This window comes from Streptomyces hygroscopicus, assembly GCF_026168105.1.
Lineage (GTDB): Bacteria > Actinomycetota > Actinomycetes > Streptomycetales > Streptomycetaceae > Streptomyces > Streptomyces hygroscopicus_D.
Window position 1 is genome coordinate 106,372 of the sequence record NZ_LBMW01000014.1, and the last position, 17,060, is coordinate 123,431.

The 17,060-nt window shown below is 71.5% G+C and carries 15 protein-coding genes and 1 pseudogene; 8 read left to right on the plus strand and 8 right to left on the minus strand.

From position 1 onward, the window contains the following. The first annotated feature begins 4 nt into the window (after window positions 1-4). The 4 genes from gnd (at window position 5) to AAW14_RS16220 (ending at window position 6,432) form a co-directional block, all read left to right on the plus strand. On the plus strand, window positions 5-892 hold the full coding sequence (gnd, locus tag AAW14_RS16205) for a phosphogluconate dehydrogenase (NAD(+)-dependent, decarboxylating) (RefSeq protein WP_265564528.1): 888 nt from the start codon (window positions 5-7) through the stop codon (window positions 890-892). A gap of 421 nt (window positions 893-1,313) precedes the next feature. Further along, complete coding sequence (locus AAW14_RS16210) at window positions 1,314-4,181, plus strand: peroxidase family protein (protein ID WP_265564530.1); 2,868 nt, start codon at window positions 1,314-1,316, stop codon at window positions 4,179-4,181. Beyond that, window positions 4,174-5,568, plus strand: coding sequence for a hypothetical protein (locus AAW14_RS16215; RefSeq protein WP_265564532.1), 1,395 nt, complete (start codon window positions 4,174-4,176; stop codon window positions 5,566-5,568). Before AAW14_RS16210 ends, AAW14_RS16215 begins: the two co-directional genes overlap by 8 nt. Before the next feature lie 198 nt (window positions 5,569-5,766). Next, complete coding sequence (locus AAW14_RS16220; RefSeq protein WP_265564533.1) at window positions 5,767-6,432, plus strand: TetR/AcrR family transcriptional regulator; 666 nt, start codon at window positions 5,767-5,769, stop codon at window positions 6,430-6,432. A 25-nt stretch (window positions 6,433-6,457) separates the two neighbouring features. Here the strand turns inward: AAW14_RS16220 and AAW14_RS16225 are convergent, their stop codons facing one another. From AAW14_RS16225 to AAW14_RS16235, 3 genes are all read right to left on the minus strand, one after another. Next, a complete protein-coding gene (locus AAW14_RS16225; RefSeq protein WP_265564535.1) occupies window positions 6,458-6,808 on the minus strand; it encodes a VOC family protein in 351 nt (116 codons plus the stop codon). A gap of 137 nt (window positions 6,809-6,945) precedes the next feature. Continuing rightward, window positions 6,946-7,068, minus strand: coding sequence for a hypothetical protein (locus tag AAW14_RS16230; protein ID WP_416223311.1), 123 nt, complete (start codon window positions 7,066-7,068; stop codon window positions 6,946-6,948). 365 nt (window positions 7,069-7,433) lie between these two features. After that, the gene (locus tag AAW14_RS16235) at window positions 7,434-7,877 is read right to left on the minus strand and encodes a PPOX class F420-dependent oxidoreductase (protein ID WP_265564537.1); all 444 of its coding nucleotides are present in this window, start codon (window positions 7,875-7,877) and stop codon (window positions 7,434-7,436) included. A 98-nt stretch (window positions 7,878-7,975) separates the two neighbouring features. Here AAW14_RS16235 and AAW14_RS16240 point away from each other — a divergent pair, with 98 nt between their 5' ends. From AAW14_RS16240 to AAW14_RS16250, 3 genes are read left to right on the plus strand one after another with little or no spacing between them, the layout of a single operon-like run. Continuing rightward, complete coding sequence (locus AAW14_RS16240; RefSeq protein ID WP_265564539.1) at window positions 7,976-8,554, plus strand: TetR/AcrR family transcriptional regulator; 579 nt, start codon at window positions 7,976-7,978, stop codon at window positions 8,552-8,554. Continuing rightward, on the plus strand, window positions 8,551-9,933 hold the full coding sequence (locus tag AAW14_RS16245) for an MFS transporter (protein WP_265564541.1): 1,383 nt from the start codon (window positions 8,551-8,553) through the stop codon (window positions 9,931-9,933). Before AAW14_RS16240 ends, AAW14_RS16245 begins: the two co-directional genes overlap by 4 nt. 53 nt (window positions 9,934-9,986) lie before the next feature. Next, entirely contained in the window at window positions 9,987-11,213 is a 1,227-nt protein-coding gene (locus AAW14_RS16250) for a serine hydrolase domain-containing protein (RefSeq protein ID WP_265564544.1), read from the plus strand. Between the two features lie 13 nt (window positions 11,214-11,226). On the opposite strand, the pseudogene AAW14_RS16255 reads toward AAW14_RS16250, so the two are convergent. The 5 genes and pseudogenes from AAW14_RS16255 to ribA all read right to left on the minus strand — a co-directional run bounded on the left by AAW14_RS16255 (window position 11,227) and on the right by ribA (window position 15,976). Further along, window positions 11,227-11,961 (minus strand): annotated as a pseudogene (locus tag AAW14_RS16255) (saccharopine dehydrogenase C-terminal domain-containing protein). Continuing rightward, window positions 11,954-13,009 (minus strand): saccharopine dehydrogenase, encoded by a 1,056-nt coding sequence (locus AAW14_RS16260; protein WP_265564545.1) that lies wholly within the window; start codon window positions 13,007-13,009, stop codon window positions 11,954-11,956. Before AAW14_RS16260 ends, AAW14_RS16255 begins: the two are co-directional and overlap by 8 nt. Then, window positions 13,006-14,151 (minus strand): NAD(P)/FAD-dependent oxidoreductase, encoded by a 1,146-nt coding sequence (locus tag AAW14_RS16265; RefSeq protein WP_265564548.1) that lies wholly within the window; start codon window positions 14,149-14,151, stop codon window positions 13,006-13,008. Before AAW14_RS16265 ends, AAW14_RS16260 begins: the two co-directional genes overlap by 4 nt. Further along, the gene (locus tag AAW14_RS16270) at window positions 14,148-15,125 is read right to left on the minus strand and encodes an ornithine cyclodeaminase family protein (protein ID WP_265564550.1); all 978 of its coding nucleotides are present in this window, start codon (window positions 15,123-15,125) and stop codon (window positions 14,148-14,150) included. Before AAW14_RS16270 ends, AAW14_RS16265 begins: the two co-directional genes overlap by 4 nt. A 161-nt stretch (window positions 15,126-15,286) precedes the next feature. After that, on the minus strand, window positions 15,287-15,976 hold the full coding sequence (gene ribA / locus AAW14_RS16275) for a GTP cyclohydrolase II (protein WP_265564552.1): 690 nt from the start codon (window positions 15,974-15,976) through the stop codon (window positions 15,287-15,289). A 147-nt stretch (window positions 15,977-16,123) separates the two neighbouring features. On the opposite strand from ribA, the gene AAW14_RS16280 reads away from it, so the two are divergent. Beyond that, the gene (locus AAW14_RS16280) at window positions 16,124-16,888 is read left to right on the plus strand and encodes a creatininase family protein (RefSeq protein ID WP_322741076.1); all 765 of its coding nucleotides are present in this window, start codon (window positions 16,124-16,126) and stop codon (window positions 16,886-16,888) included. Window positions 16,889-17,060: the final 172 nt, after the last annotated feature.

The window sequence follows — 17,060 nt, forward strand, 5'->3', positions numbered from 1 at the left end:
TGACATGCAGATCGGACTCATCGGTCTCGGCAAGATGGGTGGCAACATGCGCGAGCGGATCCGCCGCGCGGGCCACACCGTGATCGGCTACGACCGCAACCCCGACGTCTCCGACGCCAGCAGCCTGACCGAAATGGTCGAGAAGCTCCAAGCCCCGCGCGTGGTCTGGGTGATGGTCCCGGCAGGCGCCCCGACCCAGTCCACGATCGACGAGCTCACGGCTCTGCTCTCGCCCGGTGACACCGTGGTCGACGGCGGCAACTCCCGCTGGACCGACGACGAGAAGCACGCCGAGCAGCTGGGTGCCAAGGGCATCGGCTTCGTGGACGCGGGAGTCTCCGGCGGAGTGTGGGGCCTCGAGAACGGCTACGCCCTCATGGTGGGCGGCGACAAGGAGCACGTCGCCCGGCTGAAGCCGATCTTCGAGGCGCTCAAGCCGGAGGGTCCGTACGGCTTCGTCCACGCGGGCAAGGTGGGCGCGGGCCACTTCTCCAAGATGGTGCACAACGGCATCGAGTACGCGATGATGCAGGCCTACGCCGAGGGCTGGGAGCTGCTGGAGAAGGTCGACTCCGTGGACAACGTCCGCGAGGTCTTCCGCTCCTGGCAGCAGGGCACGGTCATCCGCTCCTGGCTGCTGGACCTCGCGGTCGACGCCCTCGACGAGGACGAGCACCTGGACAAGCTGCGCGGCTACGCCGAGGACTCCGGCGAGGGCCGCTGGACCGTCGAGGCCGCCATCGACCACGCGGTGCCGCTGCCCGCGATCACAGCGTCGCTGTTCGCCAGGTTCGCGTCCCGGCAGCAGGATTCGCCGCAGATGAAGATGGTCGCGGCGCTGCGCAACCAGTTCGGCGGCCACCCCGTCGAGTCCGTCGAGTCCGCGGACTAGGCGAGCCGTGGGCGACCTCCTGCTGGTCCGCCACGGCGAAACCGAGTGGAGCGTCACGGGTCGGCACACCGGCTCGAGAACCACTTGCTCACCCCGCGGGGCGAGGGACATGCCAGTTCCTCGCCCCGCTGCTCGCCGTGCAGGAACGAGAGGCAGGGCGCGCTTCGCGGGCGAGTTACTTCTCGGCCAACCTCGACGGGGCCGGATGGGGTTGCTGGGAGCGGAGGAGTGCGCGGGTTGTACACCAGTTCCGAACTGAAATCCGGCCATCCCGCTGACCCGCTTGAATGCCGCCGTCCGCCCTGATGTTCGTATAACCGAAGAGACCGCGCACATCGGCGGAAACCACAGCTGTGGACATCCCGGACCCGACCGATACCGTGCTGGCCCCTGCGCACGCATCCGCACGAAGGAAGCGACCATGGCCGAGAGCGGGCAGCACGAGCGGCAGTACGAGCGGTACGAGGGCGGAAGTCCCGAGGCGGAACGGCTGGTGTTCGAGCGCCTGGCCAAGGAACTGATGGAGGTTCAGCTTGGGAACCGGCGGACCGGGGGTGGCCGGATCGAGCGCACATTCCACGCCAAGGCCGCACTGGCCGTGGAGAACGCCCGGCTCCGCTTCCACGACGACCTGCCGTCCGGTCTGTGCGTCGGTTTCGCCCGGCCGGGCGCCGAGTATCCGGCGACCGTACGACTGTCGAACGCGAGCGGCATCCAGCAGGGGGACGGAGCGCCCGACCTGCGGGGCGCGGCCGTACGGGTGCGGGTGTCGGAGCGGGAGAGCCATGATCTGCTGGCGACCAGTCATCCGGTCTCGCACGCCCGCGACGCACGGGAGTTCGTGGCGTTCGCCAAGGCGATGGCGGGGGCCCGCACTCCGCTGCTGAAGGCCTGGGGGCTGTTCGTGAGGTTGCCGGCGGCGGTGGGTCTCGGCACCGCGCTGCGTATGCGTCGCACTGTCCTGGCCGGGATCCGGCGCGTCGTGACCTCCTTGGCGCAGGAGACCTACTGGAGCCGTGGCGCGATCCTGTGGGGCGAGGCGGGGCCGGTGCGCTATCTGCTGCGTCCGGCGCCGGGCAGCCCGCCCGCGCCGCCGCCCGACCGCACGGACCCGGACTTCCTCCGCCGGGAGATCGCACAGCGGCTGGCGAAGGGCGACGTCGTCTTCGACCTGTGCGTCCAGCGGTTCGTGGACGAGCGGCGAACGCCGGTCGAGAACGCGTCGTCGGAGTGGACCGAGCGGGTCGCGCCCGTCGTACCGGTCGCCCTGCTCACCATCCCCGGCCAGGACGTGGACGCCGCCGAGGCCCGGGCCGCCGCCCGCCGCGTGGAGGACCTCTCCTTCAACCCCTGGTACACCACGGACGAGTTCCGTCCGCTCGGCAACATCAACCGGGCGCGCAAGGCCGCCTACCAGGCCAGCAGCGCCCACCGCCAGGGCCTGCGCTTCGTCACTCCGGAGCCCCTGCGCAACCGGCTCCTCGCACCGCCCGTGGGCGCGGCCTTCCGGCTGCTGAACCGGTCCGTCCCCTGGCACCGGCTGCCGTTGCCGCTGAGCCTTCTCAACCTGGTGTTCCTGCGCAAGGCGCTGCGCCGGCACAACCTGATCGACGCCGAACCCCACGAGGCACCGCCGGGGGCCCAGCCGGTGCCGGAGCCGGTTCCGGAGCGGCTGCGCACCGAACGGTCCTACGACGGCACGTACGGCGATCTGTCCGTCCCCGGCATGGGCGCGGTGGGCGCCGCCTTCGGCCGCAACCTCGCCCCGGACTACCGGCCCGACCTCTTCGACACCCCCAACCCGGTCACGGTCGGCCGAGAACTGCTGCACCGCGAGCGGTTCCTGCCCGCGACGTCGCTGAACGTCCTCGCCGCCGCCTGGATCCAGTTCCAGGTGCACGACTGGGTCAACCACCGCCGGTACCAGCCGGGCGAGCGGTCCGTCGAGGTGCCGCTGCCGCCGGCGAGCGGCACCTGGCACAACACGCCGGGCGGCCCGGCCGAGAAGGTGATGCGGTTCGCGGAGAACAAGGGCATCGAGGTGCCGGGCCGTCCGCCGATCCTGTTCGGGAACACGGCCTCGCACTGGTGGGACGGGTCCGAGGTGTACGGCGAGGACGAACGGACCGCCCGACTCCTGCGTGAGCCGGACGGTGGCGCCGGCATCCGGCTGGAGGACGGGCATCTGCCGATCGGGGCCGGCGGCATTCCGCTCACCGGTTTCCACGACAGCTGGTGGATGGGGCTGAGCGCGATGCACACCCTGTTCGCGCGCGAGCACAACGCGGTCTGCGAGGCGCTGCGCGCCGAGTACCCGTCGATGAGCGAGGAGCGGATCCACCACACGGCCCGGCTGGTGGTCTCGGCCTTGATCGCCAAGATCCACACAGTGGAGTGGACCCCGGCGATCCTCGCCACCGAGGCCATCGACCTCGCGCTGCGGACCAACTGGCAGGGCCCCCCGAAGAACTGGCTGAACCAACTGGGCCTGTGGCTGTTCGAGGCGCACTCGCTCAAGGGCATCCCGAAGACCCTGCCGGACCACCACACGGCGCCGTACTCGCTGACCGAGGACTTCGTCACCGTCTACCGGATGCACCCACTGATCCCGGACGACTTCGAGCTGTGCGAGCACCACTTCGGGAAGCGGCTGGAGACGGTCGGATTCGCGGACATCCAGGGCGGCGCGGCCGAGTCGCGGATCCGCAAGACGGGCCTGGCGAACACGCTGTACTCGTTCGGCATCGCGCACCCGGGTGCGATCACCCTGCACAACTTCCCGCACGCACTGCGGCACTTCGAGCGGGACGGCGAGATCATCGATCTGTCGGTGGTCGACCTGGTGCGCACCCGGCGGCGCGGTGTCCCGCGCTACAACGACTTCCGCGCGGGTCTGCACAAGCGGCGCATCCGCTCCTTCGAGGAACTCACCGAGAACGCCGACACGCTGGGGCGCCTCAAGGAGGTCTACCGGTCGGTCGACGAGATCGACACGATGGTCGGACTGTTCGCGGAGAACCCGCCGACGGGGTTCGGCTTCAGCGACACCGCGTTCCGTGTCTTCATCCTGATGGCCAGCCGCAGGTTGCAGTCCGACCGCTTCCTGACCGTCGACTACCGGCCCGAGGTGTACACCCCGCTGGGCATCGACTGGGTGGAGACGGGCGGCATGAACTCCGTGGTCCTGCGGCACTGCCCGGAGCTGGCCGCGCTGCTGCCACGGGACGCGAGCGCTTTCGCGCCGTGGCGGACGGTACGGCCGACGACCGACGGGGGCTCGGATGACTGACGGAAGCGACCGTGTGCGTGGCCACGGCACGGCCCGCGGCCTGAAGGACCTCTTCACCCGGCCCCTGCTGGAGACGGTCTGGCACCGCCGCACCCACCGCGTCAGCCGCGGCGCGTCGGTGCCCGCGGGCTCGATGAGCTACCGCTCCCCGCATCCCCCGCTCCCCCTGTCGGAACTGGAGGAGGCGGTGCTGATCGCGCTGACCGGCTCCACGGGACTGACCATGCCCGACCGTCCCTTCGAGGACCCGCGGGACGGCACGCCCATCATGTCCAAGCCCAATCTGACCATGACCGGGCGCACCGCGGGCAGCCCGGACAACGCGCAGGGCACCCACTTCTTCATGATCAACGACACGGGAACGTACTACCTGCGCAGGCTGCCCCCGGCGCCGCAGGAGCCCTTCGACGCGGAGACCCTGGTGGCACGGGCCCGGGAGGCCAAGGTGCGGGTGCTCGACCACCGGCTCGACGTGGACCGGGGGATGCGCGACTTCCCCGCGTACCTCGACTCGAACAGGTTCCTGTCCAACCTGCCGGGAACCACCGTGTTCTTCCCGGTGGTCGACCTCTCGCACCAGTACATCAACGCGCTGATGTATCTGCTCACCCAGCCGGACGGGGCGCGCCCCACGCTCGTCGACGACCGCAACTTCTACCGTCCGGCCGGGGTGCGGAAGTGGGTCGCGAGCGGGTTCCTGAACAAGGACCTGAAGCTGCCGCTGGGCGCGCTCGGCCCGATGCGCACCCAGATCGAGGCGGACCTTCTGCTGCAGAACCTGATGCTGACGGCCGAGGCGATGGGCCTGGGCGCCTGGATCCACGCCTCGATCAATCCCCAGATCGCGCTCGGCGACCCGAAGTTCTCGCGCGCGTACGGCAGCATGCTCGGCTTCACGTTCGTCACCCCGCGCTGGCGCCCGGCCGACATCTGGCGCTGGCACGTCCCGCTGCCCCGGTACGCGACGCTGCGCTCGCATCCCGTGGGGCTCACCTCGCCCGAGGGTGAGCCCCTGATCGCGGCAGCCTGCCCGCCCGCGTACCCGTCCATGTCCCAGGCGGTGGACGCGGTCGTCGGGGCGAAGTTCGGTCCGGGCGGCGTCTACACCGACAAGGACGTCTTCACCCGCATCTACCGGGAGGGCTATGGGCAGCGCTATCTAGCGGAGGCCAGTGAGTACGAGGAGCGGGTGATCGACTGTGCCCGGGACGTCTGCGAGTACGTCATCGCGACGCACCGCCGCTTCCCGGCACACACGGACGCGATCCATGTACCGGGCGTCTGGCTGCAGGCTCACCATGTGGAGGGCGACTACTACGACCGGTTCTTCCGCCACGGCCTGACCGAGGCGCACCGACGGCACTCGGAGCTGTGGGACCACGACTGAGTCCGTCGCCATCTCCGTGCGGTCACCGTCGGCGCACGGGCCACCCCCCTGAGCGAGGACGGCGACGCGCTCGCGGCCCGGCGTCCTCGCCGACCCGGAACGGGGCGTGACCGGGCTTCCACGGCCGTGGGAACGGGCTTCTACAATCGCGGGCACGCGAACGAGCCGGAGGGCTCGCCCCTCGTCCGAAGGAACCCGATGACCAGCGTCGACGAACCGGCACGCCCAGCCGGCCGCATCCGTGACGCCGCCCGCACGAAGGCCGAGATCCTGGACGTGGCGACGCAGGAGTTCGCGCGCGCCGGGTACGACGGGGCCAGGGTCGACGAGATCGCCGCCCGCACCCGCACCACGAAACGGATGATCTACTACTACTTCGGCGGCAAGGCGCAATTGTTCACAGCCGTTCTGGAGCACGCGTACGGGGTGATCCGCCGGGCCGAGCAGGAGCTGGACGTCGAGCACCTGGACCCGGTGGCGGCCATCCGCCGGCTCGCCGAGCTCACCTTCGACCACCATGAGCAGCACCCCGACTTCATCCGTCTGGTCGGCATCGAGAACATCCGCGGCGCGGAGCACATCGCCGCGTCCGAGGAACTCGGCAGCATCGGCTCGCCCGCGCTGGAGGTGATCGGCCGCATCCTGGACGCGGGCCGTGAGTCGGGACTGTTCACGGCGGACGTCGACGCCGTGGACCTGCATGCGCTGATCAGCTCGTTCTGCTTCTTCCGGGTCGCCAACCGGCACACGTTCGGCGCGCTTTTCGGCCGGGACCTGGTGGCTTCCGGTCGGCGGGAGCACTATCGCAGGATGCTCGGTGACATGGTCATCGCCTATCTGACGGCGGACCGCACGGAGGACTGAGCGTCACCGTGGGCAAACCTGCGGCTCACAGGCCGTGCGCCACGGGATGGAGCGGTTCGTACAGTCCGATGTGGCCCCCGCCCGGGAGCCGGAAGCCGGTGACCCGCCCCCAGCGTGCCTCGGTGACGGGACTGGTGAACTCGACGTCCTTCCCGGTGAGTCCGGCCATCGTGGAGTCGAGGTCGTCGCACATCAGCATCAGCTCGTGCCAGGGCTCGCCATCGACCGGATGGACGGCGAGTTCGGCCGGCGGCGCCTTGAAGACGAGCCAGCCACGGCCCGCGTCCACGTGCGCCCAGCCGAGGACGTCCCGGAAGAAGGCCCGGTCGGCCTCGGCGTCCTGGGAGTAGATCACGACATGTGCCCCATTGATCACGGGCGGAGACTAGGCCGGACCCGCGCGGCAGACAAGCGTGAGCACGCGCAGCGCCATGCGACTGGCGTACGGCCTCGGACCATACGGGTGAAGGGGGCACCCCTGGCTCACGGGCGGGCGTCCGGTACGCCCCGGTTTCACCAGCCCCGTTCCCTGCCCGCGTCGAGGAGCGGTCCGAATTCCCGCGCGACGGCCGTCAGGGCACGTACGTCCCGCTCGCTCCGGGCGATCAGCAGTGCGCCCTCCAACGGGTTGATCATCAGGGCGGCCGGAGGCTCCGAACGGGCGGCCGGTACGCCCACTCCAGGCGGACGGCTGCAGCAGCGGCGTTCGCTCACGGGACGCGCCCGGTGGCCGAGGCGCTGACGGACGTTCCCTCCCTGGCCGTCCTGGTCGTCGGCGGCGCCCCGAGCCGGTGGGTTGTGTCGCGCGCCGTCCGATTCCGGTGCGGGGCTGAACCGCGACCCCCACGCCGGCGCGGGTCCGCCCTGCCGCACCGGTGCCCTCGGCGTTCACTGCCCAGGTGTGCTGTCCGGACAGCACACCTGGGCAGTGAACGCCGAGGTGTACGCCGCCGTGCGGGAGGCGTGAGCCCGCGGCGGCACTCGCGCGGACCGTCCGGACTTCACGTCCGGTTCCTGGGGATGCCGTACGCGCGCTCGATGTGAAGCCGCAGCACCAGGCGCCGGTCGCGGACCATGGTGGCGCGGAAGTCGTCCCAGTCGGGATGCTCGCCCAGGACGTCGCGGTAGAGCCGGACGAGTTCCTCGACTGTCTCGTCATGGGGGTCCTGTGCGACGGGCGAGAGGTCGGCCGTGCCCTCGGCGACCGTGTAGGCCCACCGGTCGGGGCTGGTCACGTGGTACGAGGCCCGCGGGTCCCGGCGTAGGTTGCGGGTCTTCGCGCGGTCGTCCGTGAGCGAGACCCGGATGACGCGCTCGTCCGGGTCGTAGGCGTGGCTGACGTTCGACAGCTGGGGGCGGCCGTCTCGCTTGAGGGTGACCAGCACCCCGCCGTGGCCCTCGGAGAGCAGTGCGAGCAGCGTGTCCTGCGTGGTGTCCTCAGTCATACCCTCGTCAACTCGCCGGGGAGAGCTGCGCATTCCCGGACAGACAGCGTCCACCGAAGTGGTAGACAGTGTCTACGTCCGGCTGGTAGACAGTGTCCATGACTGATCCGGAGACAGGGCTGCGGGCCCGGCTGATCGACGTGGGCGTCGACCTGGTGACCGCGGAGGGCGCCCAGGCGCTGACGTTGCGGGAGATCGCCCGGCGGGCGGGGGTCTCACACGGGGCGCCGCGCCGTTACTTCCCGACCCATCTGGAGTTGCTGTCGGCGATCGCGCGCCGTGGCTTCACCGACCTGGCAGCGCGGGCGGCGGAGGCGGTCGGCGACGGCAGGACGAGCCCCCGGGAGCGGCTCGAGGCGCTGGGACGTACCTATCTGGACTTCGCGCTGACCCACCGGGGAATGCACGAGCTGATGTTCCGTCATGATCTGCTGGAGAGCGGCCATCTGGGGCTGCGCGAGACGAGCCTGCCGCTGTTCTCCCTGCTGGTGGACCTGGTCGGCCGGGCCAGGCCGGACGCCGACGCGCGACTCGTCGCGGGCTCCCTGCTGGCCAACCTGCACGGCATCGCCCAGTTGTGGACCTGGGGCAGTCTCCCCCTGGCCACGGGTGCGGACGAGATCACGCCCCTGCTGCGCACCGCTCTGGACGCGCACCTCGGTCCGGGGGCCCGGTGAGGGCGCACCGTGGGCTGACCCTCGCGGGCAGCGTGGTCGGGGCGTTGATCGTCGCGCTGGACGGCACGGTACTGACCGTCGCGCAGCCCGCCCTCCAACAGGATCTGCACGCCTCCCTGACCCAGGTCCAGTGGACGAGCACCGGATATCTCATCGCGGTGGCAAGCCTGTTGGTCTTCGCCGGCCGCCTCGGCGACCGCCACGGCCACCGGCGCGTCTTCGCCCTGGGCATGGTGGGCTTCGGCGTGGCCTCCGCCGGGATCGGGGTGGCCCCGGGCATCGGATGGGTGATCGGGCTACGGGTGGTCCAGGGCGTGTTCGGCGCCCTGCTGCAGCCTGCGACGCTCGGCATGCTCCGGGCCGCGTATCCGCCCGACCGGCTGGGGATGCCGATCGCGCTGCGCACCAGCGCGATCGGGATTGCTGCCGCGGCCGGTCCGCTGGTGGGCGGGGCGCTGGTGACCCCGTTCGGCTGGCGGGCCGTCTTCTTCCTCAACGTCGCCCCCGCGCTGGTCATGGGCGTCCTGGTGGGCGTCGTACGGAGTCCTGAACACGTGCCTGCTTCCCGGCCGTCGCTGGACCTTCCGGGCGCGGGTCTGCTCGCGGGGGCCCTGGTGTCCCTGGTGTTCGCCCTCGTCGGCCTGTCGGAGCCCGGCAGGCCGACGGCGTCCGTACCGGCACTGTTGACGGCAACGGCCCTCGGCTGCCTGTTCCTACGACACGAACGGCGCACCGCGAGCCCCTTGTTGCCGGCGGACGTCCTCGGCTCGGCGCCCGTCCGCCGTGCGCTCGGGCTGCTGGTGGCCGCGTCGGCGGCGATGCTGGGGGCGCTGTTCGTGAGCAGTTACGTGCTGCAGGACGTGCTGGGGCTCGACCCGTTGCGGACGGCTCTGCGGGCCCTGCCGCTGCCTGTGGCGATGGTGGCCGGCGCGCCGGTGTCCGCCGTACTGATGCGCCGCTACGGTCACCGGCGTACAGCGGGAGTGGCCGCGGTGCTCCTCACTCTCGGCGTCCTGATGCTGTCCCCTCTCGGCACGGAGTCCTCGGCCGTGTCGGTGGGAATGGGATTCCTGCTGGCGGGCGCCGGATTCGGCACCGTGATGGTGACGGCGACCGCCGTCGTCGTCCGTGGGGTGCCCGTGGCATCGGCCGGGGTGTCCGGCGGGTTGCAGCAGACCGCGTTGAACGTCGGGCCCACGGTCGGCGTCGCCGCCGCGAGCACGCTGATGACGTGCACGAACGCGGCGTCCGGGCTCACCCTCACGGTGCTCGCCGGTGTGGCCCTGCTCGGCGTACCGCTCGCCCTGCGGCTGCCCGGCCGGTCCGGAATCCGGACCACCGGCGTGGAGGGATCGGTCCCGGCCCGAAGCCGATCATGAAATGTTGGACCCGGAAGCCCCGGGACGGCACGGGGAGAGACCGGAGGAGAACGATGGGACACCTGCGGCAAGAGGTGGAGCCGGACGAGGTCGGCCTCGATCCGAAGGCCCTGGCCCGCCTCGACGAGCACTTCGCGCGCCAGGTCGACGAGGGCCGGCTGCCCGGCTATCTGGTGGCCGTCTCCCGGCACGGCCGCATGGCCCACCTCACCGCCCACGGCCACCGCGACGTCCGGGAACGGCTGCCGGTCGAGACCGACACGTTGTGGCGGATGTACTCGATGACGAAGCCGGTCACATCGGTTGCGGCGCTGATCCTCATGGAGGAGGGCCGCTTCGGACTGGACACGCCCGTGGCCGAGTTCCTTCCGGCGTTCGCCGATCCGCGGGTGTACGTCGGCGGCTTCGGCCCCGCCGTCCGGACCCGTCCCGCCGGGCAGCCGATCCTGGTCCGCCATCTGCTCACCCACACGGCGGGGCTGACGTTCGGCTTCTACCGCGCGCACCCCGTCGACGCCCTGTACCGGGAGGCGGGCATCGGCTCGTCCGTCGTGCCGGGCACGGATCTGGCCGAGACGTGCGAGGCGTATGCGAGGCTGCCCTTGCAGTTCGAGCCGGGCACGCAGTGGAACTACTCGGTGGCGACGAACGTCGTGGGCCGGCTCATCGAGGTGGTGTCGGGCCGGGACCTGGACGACTTCCTCGCCGAACGGGTCTTCGGCCCGCTGGGGATGGAGGACGCGGGCCTGTGCGTGAACGAGGCCCAGGCGCCCCGGCTCGCGGAACTGTACGGCGAGACGGAGGACGGCGGCATCACCCCGGTCCCGGGTCTGCCCGTGCACGGCCGCCCCCGCCTCCTGTCCGGCAGCGGCGGCATGGTGGGGACCGCACACGACTACCACCGCTTCATGGAGTTCCTCCGCCGCCGCGGCGAACTGGACGGCGTCCGCCTGCTGAGCGCCGGCACGGTGGCCACGATGACCTCGAACCAGCTCCCGGGCGACGCCGACCTGCGCTCCTACGGCAGCCAGGTCCACCGCGAACCCGGCAGGGCCGGACTCGGCTTCGGTCTGGGCGTCTCCGTCGTCACCGACCCCGCACTCACCCGCTCGCCCGCGGTGCTGGGCTCGTTCGGCTGGAGCGGTGTGGCGACGACGACCTTCTGGGTGGATCCGCACCACGACCTGACGGTCCAGTTCCTCACCCAGTTGCGTCCCACGGGCTCGCACACGGTGTACCCGGAACTGAAGCGACTCGTCCACGAGGCTGTCACCGGCTGAGGCGCCGTGTCCTTCAGCTCTCCGTCCGCAGTGTGAACTCCAGCCCGTCCGCGGCCAGTTCGCCCAGCCACTGCGCGGAGCGCACTGGGGTCCCGGCAGCCCGGTTGAGCCCCGGCGGCAGGGAGCCCGTCATGGTGTGGCGGACCCCGAGGGCCAGGGGCGGGAGACGCAGCGGGCCATCGCGCTCTCCTGGGTCGTGCCCCGCAGGTCCAGGCGGTAGCGCGCCCGGACCAGGTCTGCCCCGTCCCGGCCCGTACGTCGAGGGACACGGCGAGGACCACGCGGTCGCGGTCCTCGTCCGTCGTCGGGTACGTCGCCGCCAACTCGGCGGCCAGGGTCGCGATCCGTGCGTCGTCGCCCGCCCTCAGCTCCTCGAAGACCCGGTCCCAGGCGCGCAGCCAGCCGTCGAGACGCAGCGTGCCGCGGACGAAGGTCCGTATCCTCCAGGCGGGCGGAAGGCCGTACGGGCCGCGTGGTCCGGCGCCGGGAGCATCGAGACGACCACGTCGCCCGGCGCCGGCTCCGCCGCGAGCGCGGGCAGAGTGAACGCGCGCGGCACGACCCGCCCCGTCAGGCCGAGACCGGCCAGACACCGCGCGGCGCGTTCCTCCGTCCGGTGTCACAGGCGGACGCGGTCGGCGGTGTCGCACAACGCCGCGAGACCGCTGCCGGTGGACAGGCCCGCGCCAATCCAGTGGACCGTGCCGCTCGCCGGAACCGGCGCGGACCGCTCCCGGGACTCAGAGATCGCCCGATTCCCCCTTTCCGGCCCGGAGTTCACGGACCGCCTCGTCGAACCGTTCCCGGCAGCGGCCCCAGGATCCGCCCACCTCGAAGTCCGGCAGCAGCGGTGTCAGCGCCGCCGAGAAGTCCGTGCTTGCCTCCAGCGGCAGCAGGGACGGCAGGTTGTCGATGGCGATCAGGTCGAGGACGGGCTGCTCGCGCAACCGGCGGACCGGCTCGTCCCAGCCGGTCGGGGTGTCGTAGACCGGCAGGAGGTTCAGCGGCGAGCCCACGTCGACCGTCACATCGCACAGCGTGCGCAGCCGCCGTCCGGGGTCGTCGAGGTCCTTGTCCGTCAGGAACGGCGGGACCGGGCGCGTCGTGAGTACGGTGTTGACCATCAGCTCGTGGCCGAGTAGCGCCGGCCGGTCCAGTTCACGGGTCTCGGCGAGGTCCCAGCACGTGGGGTCGGCCCCGGCCACGCCCAGGGCGACCCGCGCGCCGCGTCCGCTGCGCCCGAGCGCACCGATCACCAGCGCCCGCACCTCGCCGGTCGCCGCGCGGAGCCGTTCGTCGAGCTCCTCCTTCGAGGTCGGCTGCAGTGGTGCGGTCAGCAGGCCTCGGTGGTGGAGCAGAGCGAGGGCGGCGCCCAGGTATCCGGCCCAGTAGCCGAAGGCCGCGAGCCGACGCCCGTTGTCGTCCACCAGGTACTCCAGGTCGAGCAGCGTGCCGCCGCCCGCGAGGAACCTCCGCAGCAGGCTCCCGGCGCCGGGCTGCCCCTTGAAGGCGTGCCCGAAAAAGATGTGACGGTGTATCAACGCCGTGGGATCGTCGGGAAGTTCCTTGAGTCCGACGATCACTGCGTCCGGCGGCGCGGTCACCCAGGAGCCGGCCTCGGCGACACGGCAACCCACCGCCTCGTACGCCTCTGCCGGGAAGACCCGCTGCGGTGAGTCCTCCACCGTGAGGGTCGCTCCGCTCTCGATCAGCCGCCGGGCGTCGGACGGCACGATCGGCGTACGCCGTTCGGTCGTACGGGACTCGTGGCGGAGCCACAGATGGAGCGCGGTCATACGCGGTTGACCTCCGGGCGCAAGGCGTCGGCGGCGAAGCGGTCGACACTCAGAGGGCTGATGTCGACGAAGGGTACGCGCCCCAGGCAGAGATCCCTGAGGACCTCGCCGACGGCGGGTCCCTGGAGGAAGCCATGGCCGGAGAAGCCGGTGGCATAGAGGAAGCGCGAGGGTGAAGCAGCCTCTCCGATCAGCGCGTTGTGGTCCGGAGTGATTTCGTACAGGCCCGCCCAGCCGCCGGTGCGGCGCAGGTCGAGCAGGCCGGGTGCCCGGCGTTCCATCGCCTCGCACAGCCGCGGGATCCACCGGTCGTGCGGCTCGGTGGCGAAGCCCGGCTCCTCGTCGGGGTCGGACATGCCGACGAGCAGGCCGGGGCCCTCGGTGTGGAAGTAGAAGCTGGTGGTGAAGTCGATGGTCATGGGCAGCCCAGGCGGCAGCTCCGGCACGGCCTCCGTGACCGCGATCTGGCGGCGCAGCGGCACCACTGGAAGGTCGACGCCCGCCATCGCGCCGACCGCCCGCGACCAGGCGCCCGCAACACAGATCACGGTGTCGGTCTCGATCCGGCCCCGCTCTGTGACGACGGCGGTGATGGTGTCGCCGCGCAGCTCGATGCCGGTGACCGCGCAGTGCCGCAGGATGCGCGCGCCGTACCGGCGCGCCCCGGCCGCGTAGCCGTGCACCACGGACTCGGGGGTGCAGTGCCCGTCGTCCGGCGAGAAGGCGGCGGCCAGCAGCCCGTCCGTGGTGATCAGTGGCGACAGGCGGCGCGCCTCGGTCGCGTCGATCATGCGGCTCGGCACACCGAGCGAGTTCTGCAGGCGCACCCCGGCCTCGAAGGCGGCCACCTCCTCGGGGGTGGAGAGCAGGAACAGATAGCCGACCCGGTGCAGCCCGATGTCCTGCCCCGGCTCCCGGGCGAACCGCGCGAACGCCTCGAGGCTGCGCGCCCCGAGCCGGATGTTGAGCTCGTCGGAGAACTGCGCCCGTATGCCGCCGGCGGCCCGCGAGGTGGAGCCGGAGGCGAGTTCGTCACGCTCGACCAGGACGACGTCGGGAACGCCCGCGCGGGCCAGGTGGTAGGCGGCGCTCGCTCCCATCACCCCACCGCCGATGACGACGACGCTCGCGCGCGTGGTCATGGGCGCGGGTCCCTGCCACGGGCGGCGTCGATCACGGCCCAGGCCGCCGCCGCGTCCTGGACTCCGAGCCCGACGCTGATGTGGAGCACGATGTCGTCGGTGCTCCTGCGCGCCTCGCGGCGGCCCGTGAGCACCCCGCCCAGCGGGATCAGGTCGTCCTCGGCGAGCAGCCGGTCGCGCAGCGCGGCCACGACCGTCCCCGCGTGCTCCCGGGCCGTCTCCGGGTCGTCCACGACCACGGCGGCGGCCCGCCGTACCGCCTGCGCGTCGACCTCGTTGCGCGTGGGCTCGAAGGATCCGACGCTGACGACGGTGCATCCGGGTGCGAGCCAGGCGCCGCGGACGACTGGCGTACTGCTGAGCGTGCAGGCGGCGACCATGGGGAGCCCGGCGACGGCATCCTCCGCCGTGGCCGCGGCCTTGACGGGGATGCCGAGTTCGGCGGCGAGGACGTCCGCCGCGCGCTCGCGCCGGTGCGGGGTGGGGCTCCAGAGGCGTACGGAGCGCAGCGGGCGCACCCGGGCGACGGCCCGGGCGTGGGCGAGCGCCTGGGCGCCGGAGCCGAGGAGACCCAGTTCCGCGCTGCCGGCGGTGGCGAGGACGTCGAAGGCCACGGCGCTGGCGGCGGCGGTGCGCAGTGTGGTCACGGCCGTGCCGTCCAGAACGGCGACCAGCTGTCCCGTCACGGGGTCGAGGGCGTTGATGACCGCGTGGACGGTGGGCAGCCCGGCGGCCGAGTTGCCCGGGTTCACACTGCCCACCTTGGCGACGGGGCCGGTGTCGGCGGACAGGCGGGCGAGGTAGGCGAAGACCACACTGTCGTCGTGGCGGCTGGGATGCATGAGCTTGCCGGGGAGTTCGGCGGTACCCTCCCCGAGCGCGGTGAAGGCGGCACGCTGGGAGCGGATCGCCCGGTCGGTGTCCAGCAGTTCCAGGACCCGCTCGGCGGAAAGGTGCAGGACGTCGTCGGTCATTCCCCGATTGTTTCCGGGATCCGGGCCGACGTCACCACGGCCGCGGGCACGGCGGCGTGCGTCAAGACGGCACGGGCTGCGGACGGGACGGCCGGTGCACCCCAGCCGGCGGGCGCGGCGGCCGGCGTCGAGGGGACGCCGGCCGGCCGCCGCGCACCCGCTCAGGAGGAGTGGACCACCGCGTCCAGGTGCGGCAGGTAGTGGTCGAGCCGTTCCCGCTTGGTACGCAGATAGGTGATGTTGTTCTCGCAGGGCGGGATCAGCAGCGACACCTGCTCGTCGACCTTGATGCCGTGCCGCAGCAGCGCCTCGCGCTTGCGCGGGTTGTTGGAGAGCAGGCGCACCGATCGTACGCCGAGGTCGTGCAGGATCTCCGCGGCGACGCCGTAGTCGCGCGCGTCCACCGGCAGCCCGAGGGCGAGATTGGCCTCGACCGTGTCCAGGCCCTCCGCCTGGAGCTTCATCGCGCGCAGCTTGCCGAGCAGGCCGATGCCACGGCCCTCGTGGCCGCGGAGGTAGACGAGGATGCCGCGCCCCTCGGCCACGATCTCCCGCAGCGCGGTGGAGAGTTGGGGCCCGCACTCACAGTGCGTGGACCCGAAGGCGTCCCCGGTAAGGCACTCGGAATGGAGCCGGGTGAGCATCCCCTCTTCCCTGATGTCGCCGTACACCAGGGCCACTTGTTCGTCACCGCGGTCGTGGTCGAGGTAGCCGAAGGCCTGGAAATCACCGTACTTGGTGGGCAGGGGAGCCTTGACGACCCGGGTGACCCCGGACGAACGGGCATTCACGACTCGGGGGACTCCCGAGCGGTGGGCATTCCCGCCGAGCACGCCGTCAATTTCTGTCATGATCTGTTCCTATCTGGTAAGCGCAGGCGGTACGAGACGAAAGGCCGTGTAAAGATGAGCGATTCGGGAATTGCGGACACCGCTGGGACGGGGCCGACGGGTGACGCGGCTGCCTCCGGGGCGTCGCGCGTGCATGGTTCCGGTGTGCTGCCGCGGGACACCTCGTACGACGTACGGGCACGGGCTGCCGGTCCCCACCGTCAGGTCGCCGTCCTTCCCGTGGGCAGTTTCGAACAGCACGGCCCGTACCTTCCGCTGGCGACCGACACGCTGGTCGCCTGCGCGATCGCTCGCGAGATCGCCGCGGCGTATCCGGTTCACCTCCTTCCTCCCGTGACGATCTCCTGCTCGCACGAGCACGCGGCGTGGCCGGGAACCGTGAGCATCTCCTCCGTCACCCTCCATGCAATGGTCAAGGACATCGCCGAATCGCTGCGCCGCTCGGGCGTCGAGGCCCTGGTGCTGGTCAACGGGCACGGCGGGAATTACGTCCTCGGCAATGTCGTCCAGGAATCCGCGGGCAGCGGTGTGCGGATGGCGCTTTTCCCGGCCCTGGAGGACTGGGAGGCGGCCCGCGAACGGGCCGGTGTGCGTACCTCGTTGCTCAGTGACATGCATGCCGGGGAAATCGAGACCTCCATTCTTCTGCACTGTCACCCCGAATTGGTCAGGCCCGGTTACGAAACGACGGATTTCATCGCCGACGACCGCAGGCATCTGCTCACCCTCGGTATGTCGGCCTATACGGAGTCCGGTGTCGTGGGGCGTCCTTCGCTTGCCTCCGCGGAGAAGGGGAAGCAACTGCTCGCCACGCTCGCCGACTCCTTCGACGCGTATTTCTCCCTGGTCGCCTCGGACGAGGCCGCCGGCGGCGTGCCCGTCGCGAAACCGGAGGGCCTGCACCGGTCATGACGCCGCGTCGGGCCCGGTGTTCGCGGCGCCGGGGGTGAGCGCGGATAGGTGGTCGCGTGCGGCACCGGGGCACGGAGCGCGTGGGGGGTGCGCTCCGGGCCCGGCTGGCGCGGCCTGGGCACGGCCACGGAGGGTTCTACCGTGCCCACGGTGAGGGCCTGTCCACTTCCGC

What these genes read in the sequence shown, in the direction of transcription:
- gnd (WP_265564528.1), top strand. Translation starts at nt 5, where the DNA reads ATGCAGATCGGACTCATCGGTCTCGGCAAGATGGGTGGCAACATGCGC.
- AAW14_RS16210 (WP_265564530.1), top strand. Translation starts at nt 1,314, where the DNA reads ATGGCCGAGAGCGGGCAGCACGAGCGGCAGTACGAGCGGTACGAGGGC.
- AAW14_RS16215 (WP_265564532.1), top strand. Translation starts at nt 4,174, where the DNA reads ATGACTGACGGAAGCGACCGTGTGCGTGGCCACGGCACGGCCCGCGGC.
- AAW14_RS16220 (WP_265564533.1), top strand. Translation starts at nt 5,767, where the DNA reads ATGACCAGCGTCGACGAACCGGCACGCCCAGCCGGCCGCATCCGTGAC.
- AAW14_RS16230 (WP_416223311.1), bottom strand. Translation starts at nt 7,068, where the DNA reads ATGATCAACCCGTTGGAGGGCGCACTGCTGATCGCCCGGAGCGAGCGG.
- AAW14_RS16235 (WP_265564537.1), bottom strand. Translation starts at nt 7,877, where the DNA reads ATGACTGAGGACACCACGCAGGACACGCTGCTCGCACTGCTCTCCGAG.
- AAW14_RS16240 (WP_265564539.1), top strand. Translation starts at nt 7,976, where the DNA reads ATGACTGATCCGGAGACAGGGCTGCGGGCCCGGCTGATCGACGTGGGC.
- AAW14_RS16250 (WP_265564544.1), top strand. Translation starts at nt 9,987, where the DNA reads ATGGGACACCTGCGGCAAGAGGTGGAGCCGGACGAGGTCGGCCTCGAT.
- AAW14_RS16260 (WP_265564545.1), bottom strand. Translation starts at nt 13,009, where the DNA reads ATGACCGCGCTCCATCTGTGGCTCCGCCACGAGTCCCGTACGACCGAA.
- AAW14_RS16265 (WP_265564548.1), bottom strand. Translation starts at nt 14,151, where the DNA reads ATGACCACGCGCGCGAGCGTCGTCGTCATCGGCGGTGGGGTGATGGGA.
- AAW14_RS16270 (WP_265564550.1), bottom strand. Translation starts at nt 15,125, where the DNA reads ATGACCGACGACGTCCTGCACCTTTCCGCCGAGCGGGTCCTGGAACTG.
- ribA (WP_265564552.1), bottom strand. Translation starts at nt 15,976, where the DNA reads ATGACAGAAATTGACGGCGTGCTCGGCGGGAATGCCCACCGCTCGGGA.